Origin of the sequence: Ensifer adhaerens (assembly GCF_002940685.1) — a bacterium.
GTDB lineage: Bacteria > Pseudomonadota > Alphaproteobacteria > Rhizobiales > Rhizobiaceae > Ensifer > Ensifer adhaerens_E.
Map to the genome: position 1 here is coordinate 88,547 of NZ_PNFP01000020.1, position 15,353 is coordinate 103,899.

Sequence of the window (15,353 nt, forward strand, 5' to 3'; positions counted from 1 at the left end):
TTAGCGGCTGAGAGCCGCGGCGATGTCGGCCCGGATCAGTTCGGCCAGCTCCTTGGCCGCGCGGTTTTCGCCATCGCGGACAGCGCGCACCTTGGCAAATTCCTGGACCGGGAAGTCGACGAGCGCAACCGCGGTACGGTTGCCGGACTTGACGGTCTCGCCCGTACCGATCTTCGTCAGGTTATAGTCCGCCTTGACGACAATACGGCCGGCGCCGGCACGGTCCTTGGCCTGGTCGTAGAGCACGCCCATCGAGCGGTGCGTGACGTTGAGCGCCAGATGATACTGCGGGTTCACGGGCTCGCCCTGGCCACCTGCGGCCAGGAAGATCAGTGCATTGCGCACTTCCTGCTCGACACGGTCGTCGGCTTCGGAAATCTCGATCGCCGCCAGTGCGGTCGAGGTGCCGACGGCGTCGGAGTAGAGCGGCCTGACCTGGCAGCCGACGAGCGCGGTCAACAGGAGCACGCCAGCCAGCACCGGAATCGACCGGATACGGAAACCAGCTCTATCAGACAACGACATTGACGATCCTCTGGGGCACGACGATGATTTTCTTGGGGCTGCTGCCGTTGAGCGCGGACTTGACGGCATCGAGCGCCAGGACGGCGCTTTCGATCGCACTCTGATCCGCATCGCGGGCGATTGTCAAATCGGCGCGCTTCTTGCCGTTGATCTGCACCGGCAGGGTGATTTCGTTCTCGACGACCAACGCCGGATTGAAGGCCGGCCAGCCGCGTTCCGCGATCAGCCCTTCGCCGCCGATTTCGCGCCAGCATTCCTCGGCGAGGTGCGGCATCATCGGCGCGATCAGGTCGATCAGGATCGTCGTAGCGTCCTTCACCGCGCTTGCCAGCGCCGCGTCAGCCTTGCCGGCGGCAACCTGGGTCAGCGGTGCGGCAAGCGTGTTCACGAGCTCATAGATGCGCGCCACGGCCTTGTTGAAGGCGAGCTTGTCGTAGTCCGCCTCGACGGCGCGCAGCGTCTTGTGCGCCGCCTGAGACACCGCGAGGGCTTCGCCCTCGAGCGCCGGTGCGGCGTCGATCGCGCGCAGCTTTTCGGCCGCTTCACCGATCAGACGCCAGACGCGCTGCACGAAGCGATGGGATCCTTCGACGCCGGCTTCGGACCAGATGACGTCTCGATCCGGCGGCGAGTCGGAGAGCACGAAGAAGCGGGCGGTATCGGCGCCGTAGGACGCGATGATGTCATCGGGATCGACGACGTTCTTCTTCGACTTCGACATCTTCTCGATCGAGCCGATGGTGATGTCCTCGCCGGTCTCGATGAGCGTCGCGCGGCGGCGCCCGTCGATCTCCTCGATGCGGATCTCGGCTGGGGTCACCCATTCGCGCTGGGCGCCCTCGCCGCGGCTGTAGGTCTCATGCACGACCATGCCCTGGGTGAAGAGACCCTTGAACGGCTCGTCGATGGCGACATGGCCGGTCTCCTTCATCGCGCGGGTGAAGAAGCGCGAATAGAGCAGGTGCAGGATCGCATGCTCGATACCGCCGATATACTGGTCGACCGGCAGCCAGCGGTTGGCGACCTTGGGATCGGTCGGGTTGTCTTCCCAGGGCGCGGTGAAGCGCGTGAAATACCAGGACGAATCGACGAAGGTGTCCATCGTGTCCGTCTCGCGGCGCGCGTCCTTGCCGCAATGCGGGCAGGCAACGTGGCGCCAGGTCGGATGGCGGTCGAGCGGATTGCCCGGCTTGTCGAAGGTGACATCCGGCGGCAGCACGACCGGAAGGTCGGCCTTCGGAACCGGCACGACGCCGCAGTCATCGCAATGGATGACCGGGATCGGGCAGCCCCAGTAGCGCTGGCGCGAAATGCCCCAGTCGCGCAGGCGGAAGTTGACCTTGCGCTCGGCACGCGGCGCGCCGTCGAGCGTTTCCTTTTCGAGCTTCGAGGCGACTGTCTCGAAAGCCTCTTCGGTCGAAAGGCCGTCGAGGAAACGCGAATTGATCATCACGCCGTCGCCGATATAGGCCTCGTCGCCGATGGCAAAGGTCGCGGCATCGCCGTCCTTCGGCATGACGACCGGCACGACCGCCAGATCGTATTTGCGGGCGAAGTCGAGGTCGCGCTGGTCGCCGGAGGGGCAGCCGAAGATGGCGCCCGTGCCGTAGTCCATCAGCACGAAGTTTGCGACATAGACCGGCAGCTCCCAGCTCGGGTCGAGCGGGTGCTTGGCGCGGATGCCGGTGTCGATGCCCTTCTTCTCTGCGGTTTCCAGCGCGGCAAGCGACGTGCCGGCGCGCCGGCATTCGTCGCAGAAGGCGTCGACCTCAGGATTGGTTGCTGCCACCTGCCTTGCCAGCGGATGGTCCGCGGCAATCGCGAGGAACGAGGCGCCGAAGAGCGTGTCCGGACGGGTCGTGTAAACCGTGAGCTCGGTCGCGTCGCCGGCAGTGCCTTCAACCAGTTCCCACCGCAGCGACAGACCTTCCGAGCGGCCGATCCAGTTCTTCTGCATCAGGCGCACTTTTTCCGGCCACTGGTCGAGCGTGTCGAGCGCATCGAGCAGTTCCTGGCTGAAGTCGGTGATGCGGAAGAACCATTGCGTCAGTTCGCGCTGTTCGACCAGCGCGCCCGAGCGCCAGCCGCGGCCGTCGATCACCTGCTCGTTGGCAAGCACGGTGTTGTCGACCGGGTCCCAGTTGACCTTGGACTGCTTGCGATAGACGAGGCCCTTCTCCAGGAAGTCCAGGAACAGGTGCTGCTGGCGCTGGTAATAGGCGGGGTCGCAGGTCGCGAACTCGCGGTTCCAGTCGAGCGACAGGCCCATGACCTTCAGCTGTGCCTTCATCGAGGCGATGTTCTGATAGGTCCAGCTTGCCGGATGCACGCCGCGTTCCATGGCGGCGTTTTCGGCCGGCATGCCGAAGGCGTCCCAGCCCATCGGGTGCAGCACGTTGAAGCCGCGGGCGCGCTTGTAGCGCGCCACCACGTCGCCCATCGTGTAGTTGCGCACGTGGCCCATATGGATGCGGCCCGACGGATAGGGGAACATCTCGAGCACGTAGTACTTTTCGCGCGGATCATCGTTCTCGGTCTGGAAGACCTCGTTCTTTTCCCATTCCTGCTGCCAACGGGGCTCGGCATCCCGCGGATTGTATCGTTCGCTAGACATGTCTTTTCGATGTTCCGGAAGTTCTGCGGCGCATAGGGGCGCCCTCATGATAGTTGGGGTGACCTTCACCACGAAACCGCCTGACGGTCAAGTTTTTGAAGGGTTTGCCGCGACACTTTGGCGGATTTGAGCCGCTCCGTGTGGCGGCGGCCTTGGCAACCGGCTCAACTTTGCCTAAGCCGCTCGGTCAGTGGTTTGGAAATCCCCTTGTCGGAGAGCAGGTCCATGGAAGTTCAAGAGCGGTTGCAGGATGTCGTGAGCCGGATTCAGGCGGCGGAGAAGTCTGCCGATCGCGCCAAGAGCGCCGTCACACTGGTCGCGGTATCCAAGACCTTCGACGCCGATGCCGTCCGCCTGGTGATTGCGGCGGGCCAACGGGTCTTCGGCGAAAACCGTGTGCAGGAAGCCCAAGGCAAGTGGCCGGAGTTGAAGGCGGAGACATCCGGCCTCGAACTCCACCTGATCGGCCCGCTGCAGTCGAACAAGGCGGCGGAAGCCGTTGCCCTGTTCGACGTCATCGAAACCGTCGATCGCGAGAAGATTGCCCGCGCGCTTGCCGCGGAAATGCAGAAGCAGGGCCGCAACGTCAGGCTCTATGTGCAGGTGAATACCGGCCTTGAACCGCAGAAAGCCGGCATCCCGCCGGGGGAGACGGTCGCCTTCGTCGATCTCTGCCGCGACGAACTTGGCCTTTCGATCGAGGGGCTGATGTGCATCCCGCCGGTCGAAGAAAATCCCGGCCCGCATTTCGCCCTGCTCGCCAAGCTTGCGGCTGCCTGCAAGCTCGAGAAACTTTCGATGGGCATGTCCGGCGATTTCGAAACGGCCATCCAGTTCGGCGCCACCGGCGTTCGCGTCGGTTCGGCCATTTTCGGTACGCGATAACGTCGCTTCGTCACATACCGCTTTCGTCGGGGTTCCCCTCGTCTCCCATTAGCCTATCCTTGTGCACGAGGAGGCCGGACATGTCCGGCAACATGCGCAGGGAGGAACGGACATGGCGAGTCGCTATGCCGACGTGTACGCGGGCTGGAAAGCCGACCCGCAGAGTTTCTGGTCAAATGCAGCCAATGCGATCGACTGGTTCGAAGGACCGGCACGCGCCTTTGATGCGGACGCCGGCATTTACGGGCACTGGTTTGCCGGCGGCATGACCAATACCTGCTACAATTGCCTGGATCGCCATGTGGCGGCGGGCCGTGGCGAGCAGATTGCCTTCATCTATGACAGCCCCGTCACCGGGCGGATCGAGCGCATTTCCTATACGTCCCTGCTCTCCGATGTGGCCGCATTGGCCGCCGTCTATCGCAAGCTCGGTGTCGGCAGGGGTGACCGCATCATCATCTACATGCCGATGATCCCGCAGGCGGCCGTCGCCATGCTCGCAGCCGCGCGCATCGGCGCCGTGCATTCCGTTGTCTTCGGCGGTTTTGCCGCCAACGAACTGGCCGTGCGCATCGACGATTGCCAGGCCAAGCTCATCGTGTCCGCAAGCTGCGGCATCGAGCCAGGTCGCACCGTCGCCTACAAGCCGCTGCTCGATCAGGCGCTCGAAATCGCGACCCACAAGCCGAACCATTGCCTCGTCTTCCAACGCGAGATGGCGCATGCCGCCATGACCGAAGGACGCGACATCGATTTCGCTGCGGCGCTGGCGGCGGCCAAGCAGGCGGGAGAAACGGTCGGCTGTACGCCGGTCGCCTCAACCGATCCGCTCTATGTGCTCTACACATCAGGCACGACCGGCCAGCCCAAGGGCGTGGTGCGTGACAATGGCGGCCATATGGTCGCGCTCAAGTGGTCGATGGAGAATTTCTTCGGCGTGCAGCCGGGCGAGGTGTTCTGGGCGGCGTCGGACATCGGCTGGGTCGTCGGCCATTCCTACATCGTCTATGGCCCGCTTTTGAACGGCAGCACTTCGATCCTGTTTGAAGGCAAGCCGGTCGGCACGCCCGATCCCGGCACCTATTGGCGTATCATCGCCGAGCACGGCGTCGCGGTAATGTTCACCGCACCGACGGCCTTGAGAGCGATCCGCAAGGAGGATCCGGAAGCGTCGCATGTTCGCCGGTACGACCTGTCAAAATTCCGCGCCCTGTTCCTTGCCGGCGAACGGGCGGACCCCGATACGATCCAATGGGCCGAAAGGGCGCTCGGCGTGCCCGTCATCGATCACTGGTGGCAGACGGAAACCGGATGGCCCGTGGCGGGAAATCCGATGGGCCTTGGGCTCCTGCCGGTGAAATACGGCTCGCCGGCCGTTCCGCTTCCGGGCTACGACGTGCAGATTCTCGACGACGCCGGGCACCCGGTTGGTGCGGGCACGCTCGGCAATGTGGTGGTGAAACTGCCGCTGCCGCCGGGCTGCCTGCCGACGCTCTGGAACGCCGATCATCGGTTTCGCGCCGCCTATCTCGAGGAGTTTCCGGGCTACTACAAGACGGCGGACGCCGGCTATCTCGACGAGGACGGCTACATCTTCATCATGGCGCGGACGGACGACATCATCAACGTCGCCGGCCATCGGCTGTCGACCGGTGCGATGGAGGAGGTTTGCGCCAGCCATCCCGATGTCGCCGAATGTGCCGTGATCGGCATTGCCGACGATCTGAAGGGCCAGGTTCCGGCCGGCTTCCTCGTCATCAACTCCAATGTTTCCCGTGAAACGTCGGAGATCGAACGCGAGGTCATCAGTCTCGTGCGCGAGCGCATCGGACCGGTTGCAGCTTTCCGGCTGGCAATCTGCGTCAAGCGGCTGCCGAAGACGCGATCGGGCAAGATCCTGCGGGCGACGATCCAGAAGATCGCCGACCGCCAACCCTGGAAAATGCCGGCGACGATCGATGATCCGGTCATTCTCGATGAAATCACCGTGGCCCTGCATGGGCGTGGCATCGGGATCTAGCAGATTTTGTGAGCCGGCTTACGATAATGCGCCATCGCGGCTTTTGACGACGGACACGAACCAGTCGCTGAAAGCCGATACCGCCTTCGTGCGTGTGGACTTGGTTATGAGGAAGTAGCTTTCCTCTTCGAGGGTGGCGATATCGGACAGGATCAACAGGTCTCCGCTCTCGATTTCGCGGCGGAAGACCTCGACCGGGCAAAGGGCGACGCCGTGGCCGGCGATGACGGCCGTGGCGAGCAGATTGAAGTCCTGGAAGATGGGACCCCGCAGTGTTTGTCCGGCTGCCACCCCTGCCCTTGCGAACCAATCGCGCCAGCGTGACACCGTCTCGTCGTGCAGCAGATCGGCGGAGGCGATCGCCTGCGCACCGTTTAGTTCGCCTTTCCGTTCCAGGTAGCGCGGACTGGCAACGGGGCGATTGATGCGTGAGAACAACGGATCCGACCGGATCCCTCCGGTCGGGTCGGCGCCGAGCGTGATCAGGATATCGCAGCCGGTTTCGCGCAATCGCTGTTCGGCCATGGCGTAGACGACCTTGACGTCGACTTCGGGGTGGCTGCCGACAAAATCGCCGAGCGCCGGTATCAGCCAGCGGGTGGCGATCGAGGGAATACAGGCAACGCTGATCTGCGCCTTGGCATTCAGCCGCAGCAACTCCGTTTCCGCGGCGATGCGCTCGAAGGCCGATGTCAGCAGCGCGGCCAGGGTCTCCGCTTCCGGCGCCAGTCTCACGCCACGCTTCTCCCGCACGAACAATGGCCGGCCGAACCACTCCTCAAGCAGGCGGATCTGATGGCTGACGGCCGCATGCGTCACGTGCAGTTCGTCTGCGGCACGCGAGAAACTCGCCAGACGCGCCGCCGCTTCGAAGGCGCGAAGCATGCCGAGCGGTGGCAACGTCATGTGTAAGTTTTCCTCATCTATTCGCTGAGCAATCGTCGTTTGATCGGCCGTTGATGTCAACAAATACTGGACCCATTACAGGATAGGCCGAGAGGGCCCATCCGTTAACATTAGAATTTCTTACAGATGGAGACACCCATGTTCGTGCGCAGCCTGCAGGATATCGAAGCCACCGATCATTTCGTCGAATGGGGCAGCGGCACCAGCCACCGCCTGCTGACCGAGAGGGACGGCATGGGTTTCACCGTCTGCCACACGGTGGTGCGCGCCGGCACGGTGTCGCTGCTCGAGTATCGCAACCATCTCGAGGCCTGCTACTGCATCGCCGGCCATGGCGAGGTCGAGGACATGCAGGGCAAGGTCTTCCCGATCAACAAGGGTGACATCTACGTGCTCGACCAGCACGACAGGCATTTCTTGCGCGGCGGCAAGGACGAGGACCTGATCCTCGTCAGCATCTTCAATCCGCCGCTTAAAGGGACCGAGCGCCACAACCTCAATGATCCATCCGGTTCGGCCTACTAAGAACCGACCAACAAAAAAGCCCGGATCGGTGATCCGGGCTTTTTTCATCGGGTTGGACGGCGATCAGTACTGATCGTCTTCGTCCTCGTCCTTGCGGTCCGACTTCAGCGACTTGAGCTTGGCGAAGACGGCATCGGCGTCGATTTCCTTCTCTTCCTCGCGCTCGTAGCTGAAGCCCAGCTTTTCGGTTTCTTGGGCCGATTCCAGCGTCTGGCCGAGTTCGGCAGCCGTCGGCAGCGGGCGGCCCTTGGAGGCGCGTTCGACTTCGAGGTCGAGGTCGATCTGCGAGCAGAGGCCGAGGGTCACCGGATCCATCGGCGTCAGGTTGGCGGAGTTCCAGTGGGTGCGTTCGCGGATTTGCTCGATCGTCGACTTGGTGGTGCCGACGAGGCGCGAAATCTGCGCGTCCTTGAGTTCCGCATGGTTGCGCACCAGCCACAGAATGGCGTTGGGGCGATCCTGGCGCTTCGAAACCGGTGTGTAGCGCGGGCCCTTGCGCTTGCTATCGGGAACGCGAACCTTCGGCTCGGACAGCTTCAGCTTGTGGTTCGGGTTGCCTTCGGCGCGGGCGATTTCGTCGCGCGAAAGCTGGCCGGTCGCAATCGGGTCGAGGCCCTTGATGCCCTGTGCGGATTCACCGTCGGCGATCGCCTTCACTTCGAGCGGGTGCAGCTTGCAGAACTGCGCGATCTGGTCGAAGGACAGCGCGGTATTGTCAACCAGCCAGACGGCGGTCGCCTTGGGCATAAGCAGTTGCTGAGCCATGGATATAGTCCTTTTGTCCGCCGCGCCGGTGTCGCGGGCCGTGGAGTCTACCACTGATTTCCGGGAAATGTGGGCCTCTATACCGTCGTTGTCGCTAAATTGCAATTCTTCAGTTCCAAATGTCCTTTTGTCTAATTGCGGCGGGCATTTGACCTGCTATGAATGTCCGCGAAACGGGGTCGCCCTAGGAGGGGCGAACCGCACTAGGAATGCGTAGGGAGGAAAATATGTCCGCCAAGATCTATCCGGTGTTGAAGTCTGCCAAGAGCCGGACGCTGCTTGATAACGCCACTTACCTGAAGTGGTACGAGGAGAGCGTTTCGGACCCGGCGAAGTTCTGGGGCAAGCACGGCAAGCGGATCGACTGGTTCAAGCCCTACACCAAGGTCAAGAACACCTCCTTCAAGGGCAAGGTCTCGATCAAGTGGTACGAAGACGGCCTGACCAACGTCTCCTACAACTGTATCGACCGCCACCTGAAGACGCATGGCGAAAAGACCGCCATCATCTGGGAAGGCGACAATCCCTATATCGACAAGAAGATCACCTACAACCAGCTCTACGAGCAGGTTTGCCGCCTGGCCAACGTCCTGAAGAAGCACGGCGTCAAGAAGGGCGATCGCGTCACCATCTACATGCCGATGATCCCGGAAGCGGCCTATGCGATGCTCGCCTGCGCCCGCATCGGCGCCATTCACTCGGTCGTCTTCGGCGGCTTCTCGCCGGATGCGCTAGCTGGCCGTATCGTCGACTGCGAAAGCACCTTCGTCATCACCTGTGACGAGGGCGTGCGCGGCGGCAAGCCGGTACCGCTGAAGGAAAACACCGATACGGCGATCGATATCGCCGCCAAGCAGCATGTCATCGTCAACAAGGTTCTCGTCGTGCGCCGCACCGGCGGCAAGACCGCCTGGGCACCGGGCCGCGACCTCTGGTACCACCAGGAAATCGCCACCGTGAAGCCGCATTGCGAGCCGGCGAAGATGAAGGCGGAGGATCCGCTGTTCATCCTCTACACCTCGGGCTCGACCGGCAAGCCGAAGGGCGTGCTGCACACGACCGGCGGTTACCTCGTCTATGCGTCGATGACGCACGAATATGTCTTCGACTACCGCGACGGCGAGGTCTACTGGTGCACGGCGGACGTCGGCTGGGTCACCGGTCACTCCTACATCGTCTACGGTCCGCTCGCGAATGCGGCGACGACCGTCATGTTCGAGGGCGTTCCGAATTTCCCGGATGCCGGGCGTTTCTGGGAAGTCGTCGACAAGCACAAGGTCAACGTCTTCTACACGGCGCCGACGGCGATCCGTTCGCTGATGGGTGCCGGTGACGATTTCGTCAAGCGCTCGTCGCGTTCGTCGCTGCGCCTGCTCGGTTCGGTGGGGGAGCCGATCAACCCGGAAGCCTGGGAGTGGTATTACAACGTCGTCGGCGAGCAGAAATCGCCGATCGTCGATACCTGGTGGCAGACGGAGACCGGCGGCATCCTGATCACGCCGCTGCCGGGGGCGACCGATCTGAAACCCGGGTCGGCAACACGGCCGTTCTTCGGCGTTCAGCCGCAGCTCGTCGACAATGAAGGCAACGTGCTCGAGGGCGCTGCCGACGGCAATCTTTGCATCACCGATAGCTGGCCGGGCCAGATGCGCACGATCTACGGCGACCATGCGCGCTTCGGCCAGACCTACTTTGCCACCTACAAGGGCAAGTATTTCACCGGTGACGGCTGCCGCCGCGACGAGGACGGCTACTACTGGATCACCGGCCGCGTCGACGACGTCTTGAACGTTTCCGGCCACCGTCTCGGCACGGCCGAAGTCGAATCGGCACTCGTGTCCCATCACCTCGTCTCGGAAGCGGCCGTCGTCGGTTATCCGCATCCGATCAAGGGCCAGGGCATCTATTGCTATGTCTCGCTGATGGCCGGCGAAATCGGAAACGACGAACTGCGGGCGGCCCTGGTCAAACACGTCCGTTCGGAAATCGGACCGATCGCTACGCCCGACAAGATCCAGTTCGCTCCGGGCCTGCCGAAGACCCGTTCGGGCAAGATCATGCGCCGCATCCTGCGCAAGATTGCCGAGGACGATTTCGGTGCGCTCGGCGATACCTCGACGCTCGCCGATCCGGCTGTCGTCGACGACCTCATCGCCAACCGCCAGAACAAGGCCTGATCCTGAAAGCTGCCGCGCGTCCCTCGGGCGCGCGGCAATCCTTCGCTCCGCGCCGAGGGTGAACGCTGCGCGACAGCGGCTTCCGGCACCCGGCCACTTCGTGAGCCGGATTCAGATCGCGGAGTTAAGAGGTTGTCGCCAGACCTGGACCTTAGAAGTCGATCGCCCGGCCCTTGATCTCCCAGTCGCCGTAGCGGGCCGGATCTTCGCCGCCGCGCCCGCCGGTCTCCGGCGGCAGTTCCTTCTTGACCGCCGCCTGACGCCGCTCTTCCGCTTCCTTCAACGCCCGAAGGGCGGCGGGCGGCAGCGGCTTCCTGGGGCGGTCAATCGCGTTGTCATTGTCGTTCTGCATCTGAACGGTATCCGGATTCGAGCATCAAATATTGAAGAATTGGGTGTTTGCACCCATCATATAGGATGCCGTTCCCCGGACGGGAACCCTGATTCACGTGAAACGTCGACGACCCGGAGCCTTCTGATGAACCTTGTCCGCACTGCCATGCTGCTTGCAGTCATGACCGCCCTGTTCATGGCGGTCGGCTTTGCCATTGGCGGACGTGGCGGCATGATGATCGCCTTCGTCATGGCCGCGGGCATGAACTTCTTTTCGTACTGGAACTCCGACAAGATGGTGCTGCGCATGTATCGCGCGCAGGAGGTCGATGAGCGCAGCGCGCCGGAATACTATGGCATCGTGCGTGATCTCGCGCGCGATGCCGGCCTGCCGATGCCGCGCGTCTATGTGATCGACAGCCCGCAGCCGAACGCGTTTGCCACCGGCCGCAATCCGGAGAACGCCGCGGTTGCCGCCTCGACCGGCCTGCTTCACGCGCTCAACTATGACGAAGTCGCCGGCGTCATGGCGCATGAACTCGCCCACGTGCAGAACCGCGACACCTTGACGATGACGCTGACGGCGACGCTTGCCGGCGCGATCTCGATGCTCGGCAACTTTGCCTTCTTCTTCAGCGGCAACCGTGAAAACAACAATCCGCTCGGCTTCATCGGCACGCTGGTGGCGATGATCGTGGCGCCGATGGCGGCGATGCTGGTGCAGATGGCGATCAGCCGGACGCGCGAATACTCGGCCGACCGTCGCGGCGCAGAGATTTGCGGCAAGCCCCTGGCGCTCGCCTCGGCCCTGCAGAAGATCGCCGGTGCGGCGCATCAGATCCACAATGACGATGCGGAACGCAATCCGGCCACGGCGCACATGTTCATCATCAATCCGCTCTCCGGCGAGCGCATGGACAACCTGTTCTCGACCCATCCGAACACCGAAAACCGCATCGCGGCCCTGCAGCAGATGGCGCAGGAGATGTCTTCGGCCTCGACGCCGCCGGTTCGTGCTGATAATCCCGTGCGCAAATCGCGCTCTGTGCCCTCTACCGGTTGGGGTCGCGGTGGTTCCGAACCGCCCAAAGGTCCCTGGTCCTGATGTCTGCAGAAAACAACAACGATTCACGTCCGAAACGATCGCACCGCAACGGCGCCGCAGCAAAGTCGAAGAAGCCCGCCCCGGCGCCCCGCGGTCCGGAAAAGCCGGGCCTGAGGGCACGCCAGGCCGCCGCAAAGATCCTTGGCGCCGTCGTCGACCGCAAGACGTCCCTCGACGGCATGCTCGACAGCGAGCACGGCAACCCCGCCTATCGCGAGCTCAACGAGGCCGACCGCGCCCTGGTTCGGGCAATACTCAATTCCGCCCTCCGCCATCTTCCGCGCGTGCAGGCGGCGATTGGTTCGCTGCTGCAGACGCCCTTGCCGGAGGGCGCACGCGCGCTGGAACATGTTCTTGCCGTGGCGGCAGCACAGATCCTCTATCTCGACGTGCCGGATCATTCCGCCGTCGATCTCGCCGTCGAACAGGCGCAGAACGATCCGCGCAACCGTCGTTTTGCCAATCTCGTGAACGCCGTGCTTCGGCGCCTGTCCCGTGAGAAGGAAGCGATCCTCGAAAGCACGCGGCATATTCCGGCGATGCCGGAATGGTTCTTCGAGCGCCTCATTGCCCACTACGGCGCAGCGGCGGCTGAGAAGATCGCCGAGGCGCAGCTGACGCCGGCGGCCATCGATCTCTCCGTCAAGTCCGAGCCGGCGGCCTGGGCCGAGCGGCTCGGTGGCGTAGTCTTGCCGACGGGCTCCGTGCGGCTCGGCGCATTCTCCGGCTCCATCCCTTCCTTAGCCGGATTCGATGATGGCGCCTGGTGGGTCCAGGACGCGGCCGCATCGATCCCGGCGCGGCTGTTCGCCGACCTCAAGGGCAAGCGGACCGTCGATCTCTGCGCCGCACCGGGCGGCAAGACGGCCCAGCTCATCCTCGCCGGCGCCGAAGTCACGGCGCTCGATCAGTCCGGCAGCCGATTGCGCCGGCTGAAGGGCAATCTCAAGCGCCTGGGGCTCGAGGCCGAGACCAGGGAAGTCAACATGGCGGACTTCGAACCGGAGGCGCTGTTCGATGCCGCCCTGCTCGACGCCCCCTGCTCCTCGACCGGTACGACACGGCGTCACCCTGATGTATTGTGGACCAAGGGACCGGAGGACATTGAAAAGCTCGCCGACCTGCAGGAGCGGCTGCTCCGTCATGCGCTGACGGTGGTCAAGCCCGGCGGCACGGTCGTCTTTTCCAATTGCTCGCTTGACCCGCGCGAAGGCGAAGAGGTCGTTACCCGAGTCATCGGTTCCGGCGATACTTACGAGCGGGTGCCGATTTCGGCTGCGGATTGGCCGGGGCTCGAGGATGCGATCACGCCGCTTGGCGAAATGCGGACGACGCCGGCCATGCTACCGCTCGATGCACCCTTTTCGAGCGGTCTCGATGGTTTCTACGCGGCGGTGATTCGCCGCAAATAGCGGCGCCAACCCGGATTTCAGCGGTCGGGACCGGGCCTCAAGGCCCTGTTCTGCCGCGTCATTTGACGCTTTCGACCGGGAAGCCTATCAAAGATGGCAGGATTGATAAAAGTTTAATGGTCTTCGCGTCACCATGCGGACGCTGGCGCGAGGACCTGGCCCGCTCCGATGACGTGAGCGATCGTGCCAGAAATGAGGTAACCGGCGGCGTTGATGTTGTTTTCCGGCAGGCGAAGGCTTTCTTACCTGTATATGCGTGAAGGCTGGCGCCGCGTGTCGCGTCGCCTGTCGATCGGGCGCGTCTCCACCCTGCGCTTTACCGGCTCCACCCCCAATCGCCTGATCGTTGCGCCGACGGACCTCAGGGCCGTCGATCCCTTTGTCGCCGAAGAGATTCTCGCCGGGCGTTTTCCGCTTGCCGGCCGCGTGCTCGACACGGAAGGCGAGTCGCCGTTCGAGATCGATCTGCCGTCGCGCGAATTTGCGGCCCGGCTGCATTCGTTCGGCTGGCTGCGGCACCTCAGGGCGATCCGTGAGGATGCGGGCTTCGTCCGGCTGCGGCAGATCGTCGACGACTGGATCGGTACCCATGGGCGCGATCTCGGCGGCATCGCCTGGGACGCGGACATCATGGCGCAACGCATCATCGCCTGGCTGTCCCATTCTCCCGTCGTGCTGCGGAACGCCGAGCATGGTTTCTATCGCCGCTTCCTGAAGAGCCTCGCGCTGCAGGTGCGCTATCTCAGGCATATCGCCGATACGGTGCGCGACGGCGAGCAGAGGCTTCGGGTGCGGCTGGCGCTTGCCATGGCGTCGGTGTCCATGCCCGCATCGCCCAGCGCCATTCGCAAGGCATCGCGCCACCTCGACCTCGAGCTCGACCGGCAGATCCTGCCCGACGGCAGCCACTTCTCGCGCAGTCCGCGCGCCGGCCTCGAACTGCTGCTCGACCTGCTGCCGCTGCGTCAGACCTACGTCAATCTCGGCCACGACGTGCCGTCGCGCCTGATCCCGTGCATCGACCGGATGTACCCGGCCCTGCGCTTCTTCCGGCATCAGGGCGGGGAGCTGGCGCTGTTCAACGGCGCCACCTCGGTGCTGGCGCACGAGTTGGCCTCGGTGCTGCGCTATGACGAGACGGCCGGCGAGCCCTTCCGCTCTCTGCCGCACGCCCACTACGAACGCCTGGCGATGGAAAACACCGTCGTCATCATGGATACCGGCCGGCCGCTTTCCGTCGACCTGTCGCGCAGCGCCCACGCCGGCTGCCTGTCTTTCGAAATGTCCTCGGGCAAGACGCGCTTCGTCGTCAATTCGGGTGCGCCGAAGTTTGCCGGGGAGCGGTTCCGCCAGATGGCGCGGATGACGGCTGCGCATTCGACCGTGACGGTCAACGACACCTCGTCATCGCGTTTCTCCCATTCGCGCTTTCTCGGGCCGATCATGACGTCGGGCGTCAGGCAAGTGACGGCGAACCGCAAGGACGAGCCCGGTGGGCTCGAGTCGGTGACGGCCAGTCACGACGGCTATCTCGCCGCCTTCGGCCTGGTGCACGAGCGTGGCATCGGTGTCCTGAACGGCGGGCGGATGATCCGTGGTCGCGATCGGCTGTCACGTGCCGACGGCAGCGACCCGGAGGAAGGCGATACGGCGGTCGCCGTTGCGCGTTTCCACATCCACCCTGCGGTCGCCATTCGCCAGAACAGCGCGCGCGAGATCTTCCTGACGGCGCCGGACGGTGAGATCTGGCTGTTTGCCTGCCAGGACGGCGAACTCGCCGTCGAGGAGGATATCTTTTTTGCCGATCCCTCCGGTATCAGAGCCTCGTCGCAGGTGACCGTGACCTTTGCGATCGCGCGCCAGCCGGAGATCCAGTGGACGTTTTCGCGCGCCAACTGAGCTGCTTGTAAAGGTGCCTGGAGATTTCCGCCCGCGTTTCCGGAACGCGCGCATCGATGAATTTGGATCGATCCGATCCAAATTCATCGCGATCTTCGGGCCCGGCGAGGTTCCTTCGCCCGGCAAGCTATGCTAACGGGCAGCCATCTCAACCGCCGGAGCTTCCTCCCCGTGGCGTCCGGCGCCG

12 protein-coding genes are annotated in these 15,353 nt (G+C 63.6%); 7 read left to right on the forward strand and 5 right to left on the reverse strand.

Annotated features, from left to right (window positions below; all coding sequences use genetic code 11):
• Both C1A35_RS30360 and leuS read right to left on the reverse strand, forming a co-directional pair.
• Nucleotides 1-525, reverse strand: a complete 525-nt coding sequence (locus C1A35_RS30360) for an LPS assembly lipoprotein LptE (protein ID WP_104667960.1) — start codon at nt 523-525, stop codon at nt 1-3.
• Complete coding sequence (gene leuS, locus C1A35_RS30365; RefSeq protein WP_104667961.1) at nt 512-3,139, reverse strand: leucine--tRNA ligase; 2,628 nt, start codon at nt 3,137-3,139, stop codon at nt 512-514. The genes C1A35_RS30360 and leuS overlap by 14 nt, the downstream gene beginning before the upstream one ends.
• Nucleotides 3,140-3,364: 225 nt before the next feature.
• Here leuS and C1A35_RS30370 point away from each other — a divergent pair, with 225 nt between their 5' ends.
• Both C1A35_RS30370 and C1A35_RS30375 read left to right on the forward strand, forming a co-directional pair.
• A complete protein-coding gene (locus C1A35_RS30370; protein ID WP_104667962.1) occupies nt 3,365-4,024 on the forward strand; it encodes a YggS family pyridoxal phosphate-dependent enzyme in 660 nt (219 codons plus the stop codon).
• A 112-nt stretch (nt 4,025-4,136) separates the two neighbouring features.
• Nucleotides 4,137-6,044: a propionyl-CoA synthetase gene (locus C1A35_RS30375; RefSeq protein WP_104667963.1), complete on the forward strand. Its 1,908-nt coding sequence runs from the start codon at nt 4,137-4,139 to the stop codon at nt 6,042-6,044.
• An 18-nt stretch (nt 6,045-6,062) separates the two neighbouring features.
• Here C1A35_RS30375 and C1A35_RS30380 read toward each other — a convergent pair whose 3' ends face one another.
• Complete coding sequence (locus C1A35_RS30380; RefSeq protein ID WP_104667964.1) at nt 6,063-6,950, reverse strand: LysR substrate-binding domain-containing protein; 888 nt, start codon at nt 6,948-6,950, stop codon at nt 6,063-6,065.
• Between the two features lie 138 nt (nt 6,951-7,088).
• Between C1A35_RS30380 and C1A35_RS30385 the strand changes: the two genes are divergently transcribed.
• The gene (locus C1A35_RS30385; RefSeq protein WP_104667965.1) at nt 7,089-7,475 is read left to right on the forward strand and encodes an ectoine synthase; all 387 of its coding nucleotides are present in this window, start codon (nt 7,089-7,091) and stop codon (nt 7,473-7,475) included.
• A gap of 63 nt (nt 7,476-7,538) precedes the next feature.
• Here the strand turns inward: C1A35_RS30385 and C1A35_RS30390 are convergent, their stop codons facing one another.
• A complete protein-coding gene (locus C1A35_RS30390; RefSeq protein WP_104667966.1) occupies nt 7,539-8,240 on the reverse strand; it encodes a DUF1013 domain-containing protein in 702 nt (233 codons plus the stop codon).
• A gap of 227 nt (nt 8,241-8,467) precedes the next feature.
• Here C1A35_RS30390 and acs point away from each other — a divergent pair, with 227 nt between their 5' ends.
• Nucleotides 8,468-10,417, forward strand: a complete 1,950-nt coding sequence (gene acs, locus C1A35_RS30395) for an acetate--CoA ligase (protein WP_104667967.1) — start codon at nt 8,468-8,470, stop codon at nt 10,415-10,417.
• Between the two features lie 151 nt (nt 10,418-10,568).
• Here acs and C1A35_RS30400 read toward each other — a convergent pair whose 3' ends face one another.
• Nucleotides 10,569-10,769 (reverse strand): DUF1674 domain-containing protein, encoded by a 201-nt coding sequence (locus tag C1A35_RS30400; protein WP_104667968.1) that lies wholly within the window; start codon nt 10,767-10,769, stop codon nt 10,569-10,571.
• Between the two features lie 126 nt (nt 10,770-10,895).
• Between C1A35_RS30400 and htpX the strand changes: the two genes are divergently transcribed.
• The 3 genes from htpX to C1A35_RS30415 all read left to right on the forward strand — a co-directional run bounded on the left by htpX (nt 10,896) and on the right by C1A35_RS30415 (nt 15,166).
• A complete protein-coding gene (gene htpX / locus C1A35_RS30405; protein WP_104667969.1) occupies nt 10,896-11,855 on the forward strand; it encodes a zinc metalloprotease HtpX in 960 nt (319 codons plus the stop codon).
• Nucleotides 11,855-13,267: an RsmB/NOP family class I SAM-dependent RNA methyltransferase gene (locus C1A35_RS30410; protein ID WP_104667970.1), complete on the forward strand. Its 1,413-nt coding sequence runs from the start codon at nt 11,855-11,857 to the stop codon at nt 13,265-13,267. The genes htpX and C1A35_RS30410 overlap by 1 nt, the downstream gene beginning before the upstream one ends.
• A gap of 213 nt (nt 13,268-13,480) precedes the next feature.
• Nucleotides 13,481-15,166, forward strand: coding sequence for a heparinase II/III family protein (locus tag C1A35_RS30415; RefSeq protein ID WP_104667971.1), 1,686 nt, complete (start codon nt 13,481-13,483; stop codon nt 15,164-15,166).
• Nucleotides 15,167-15,353: the final 187 nt, after the last annotated feature.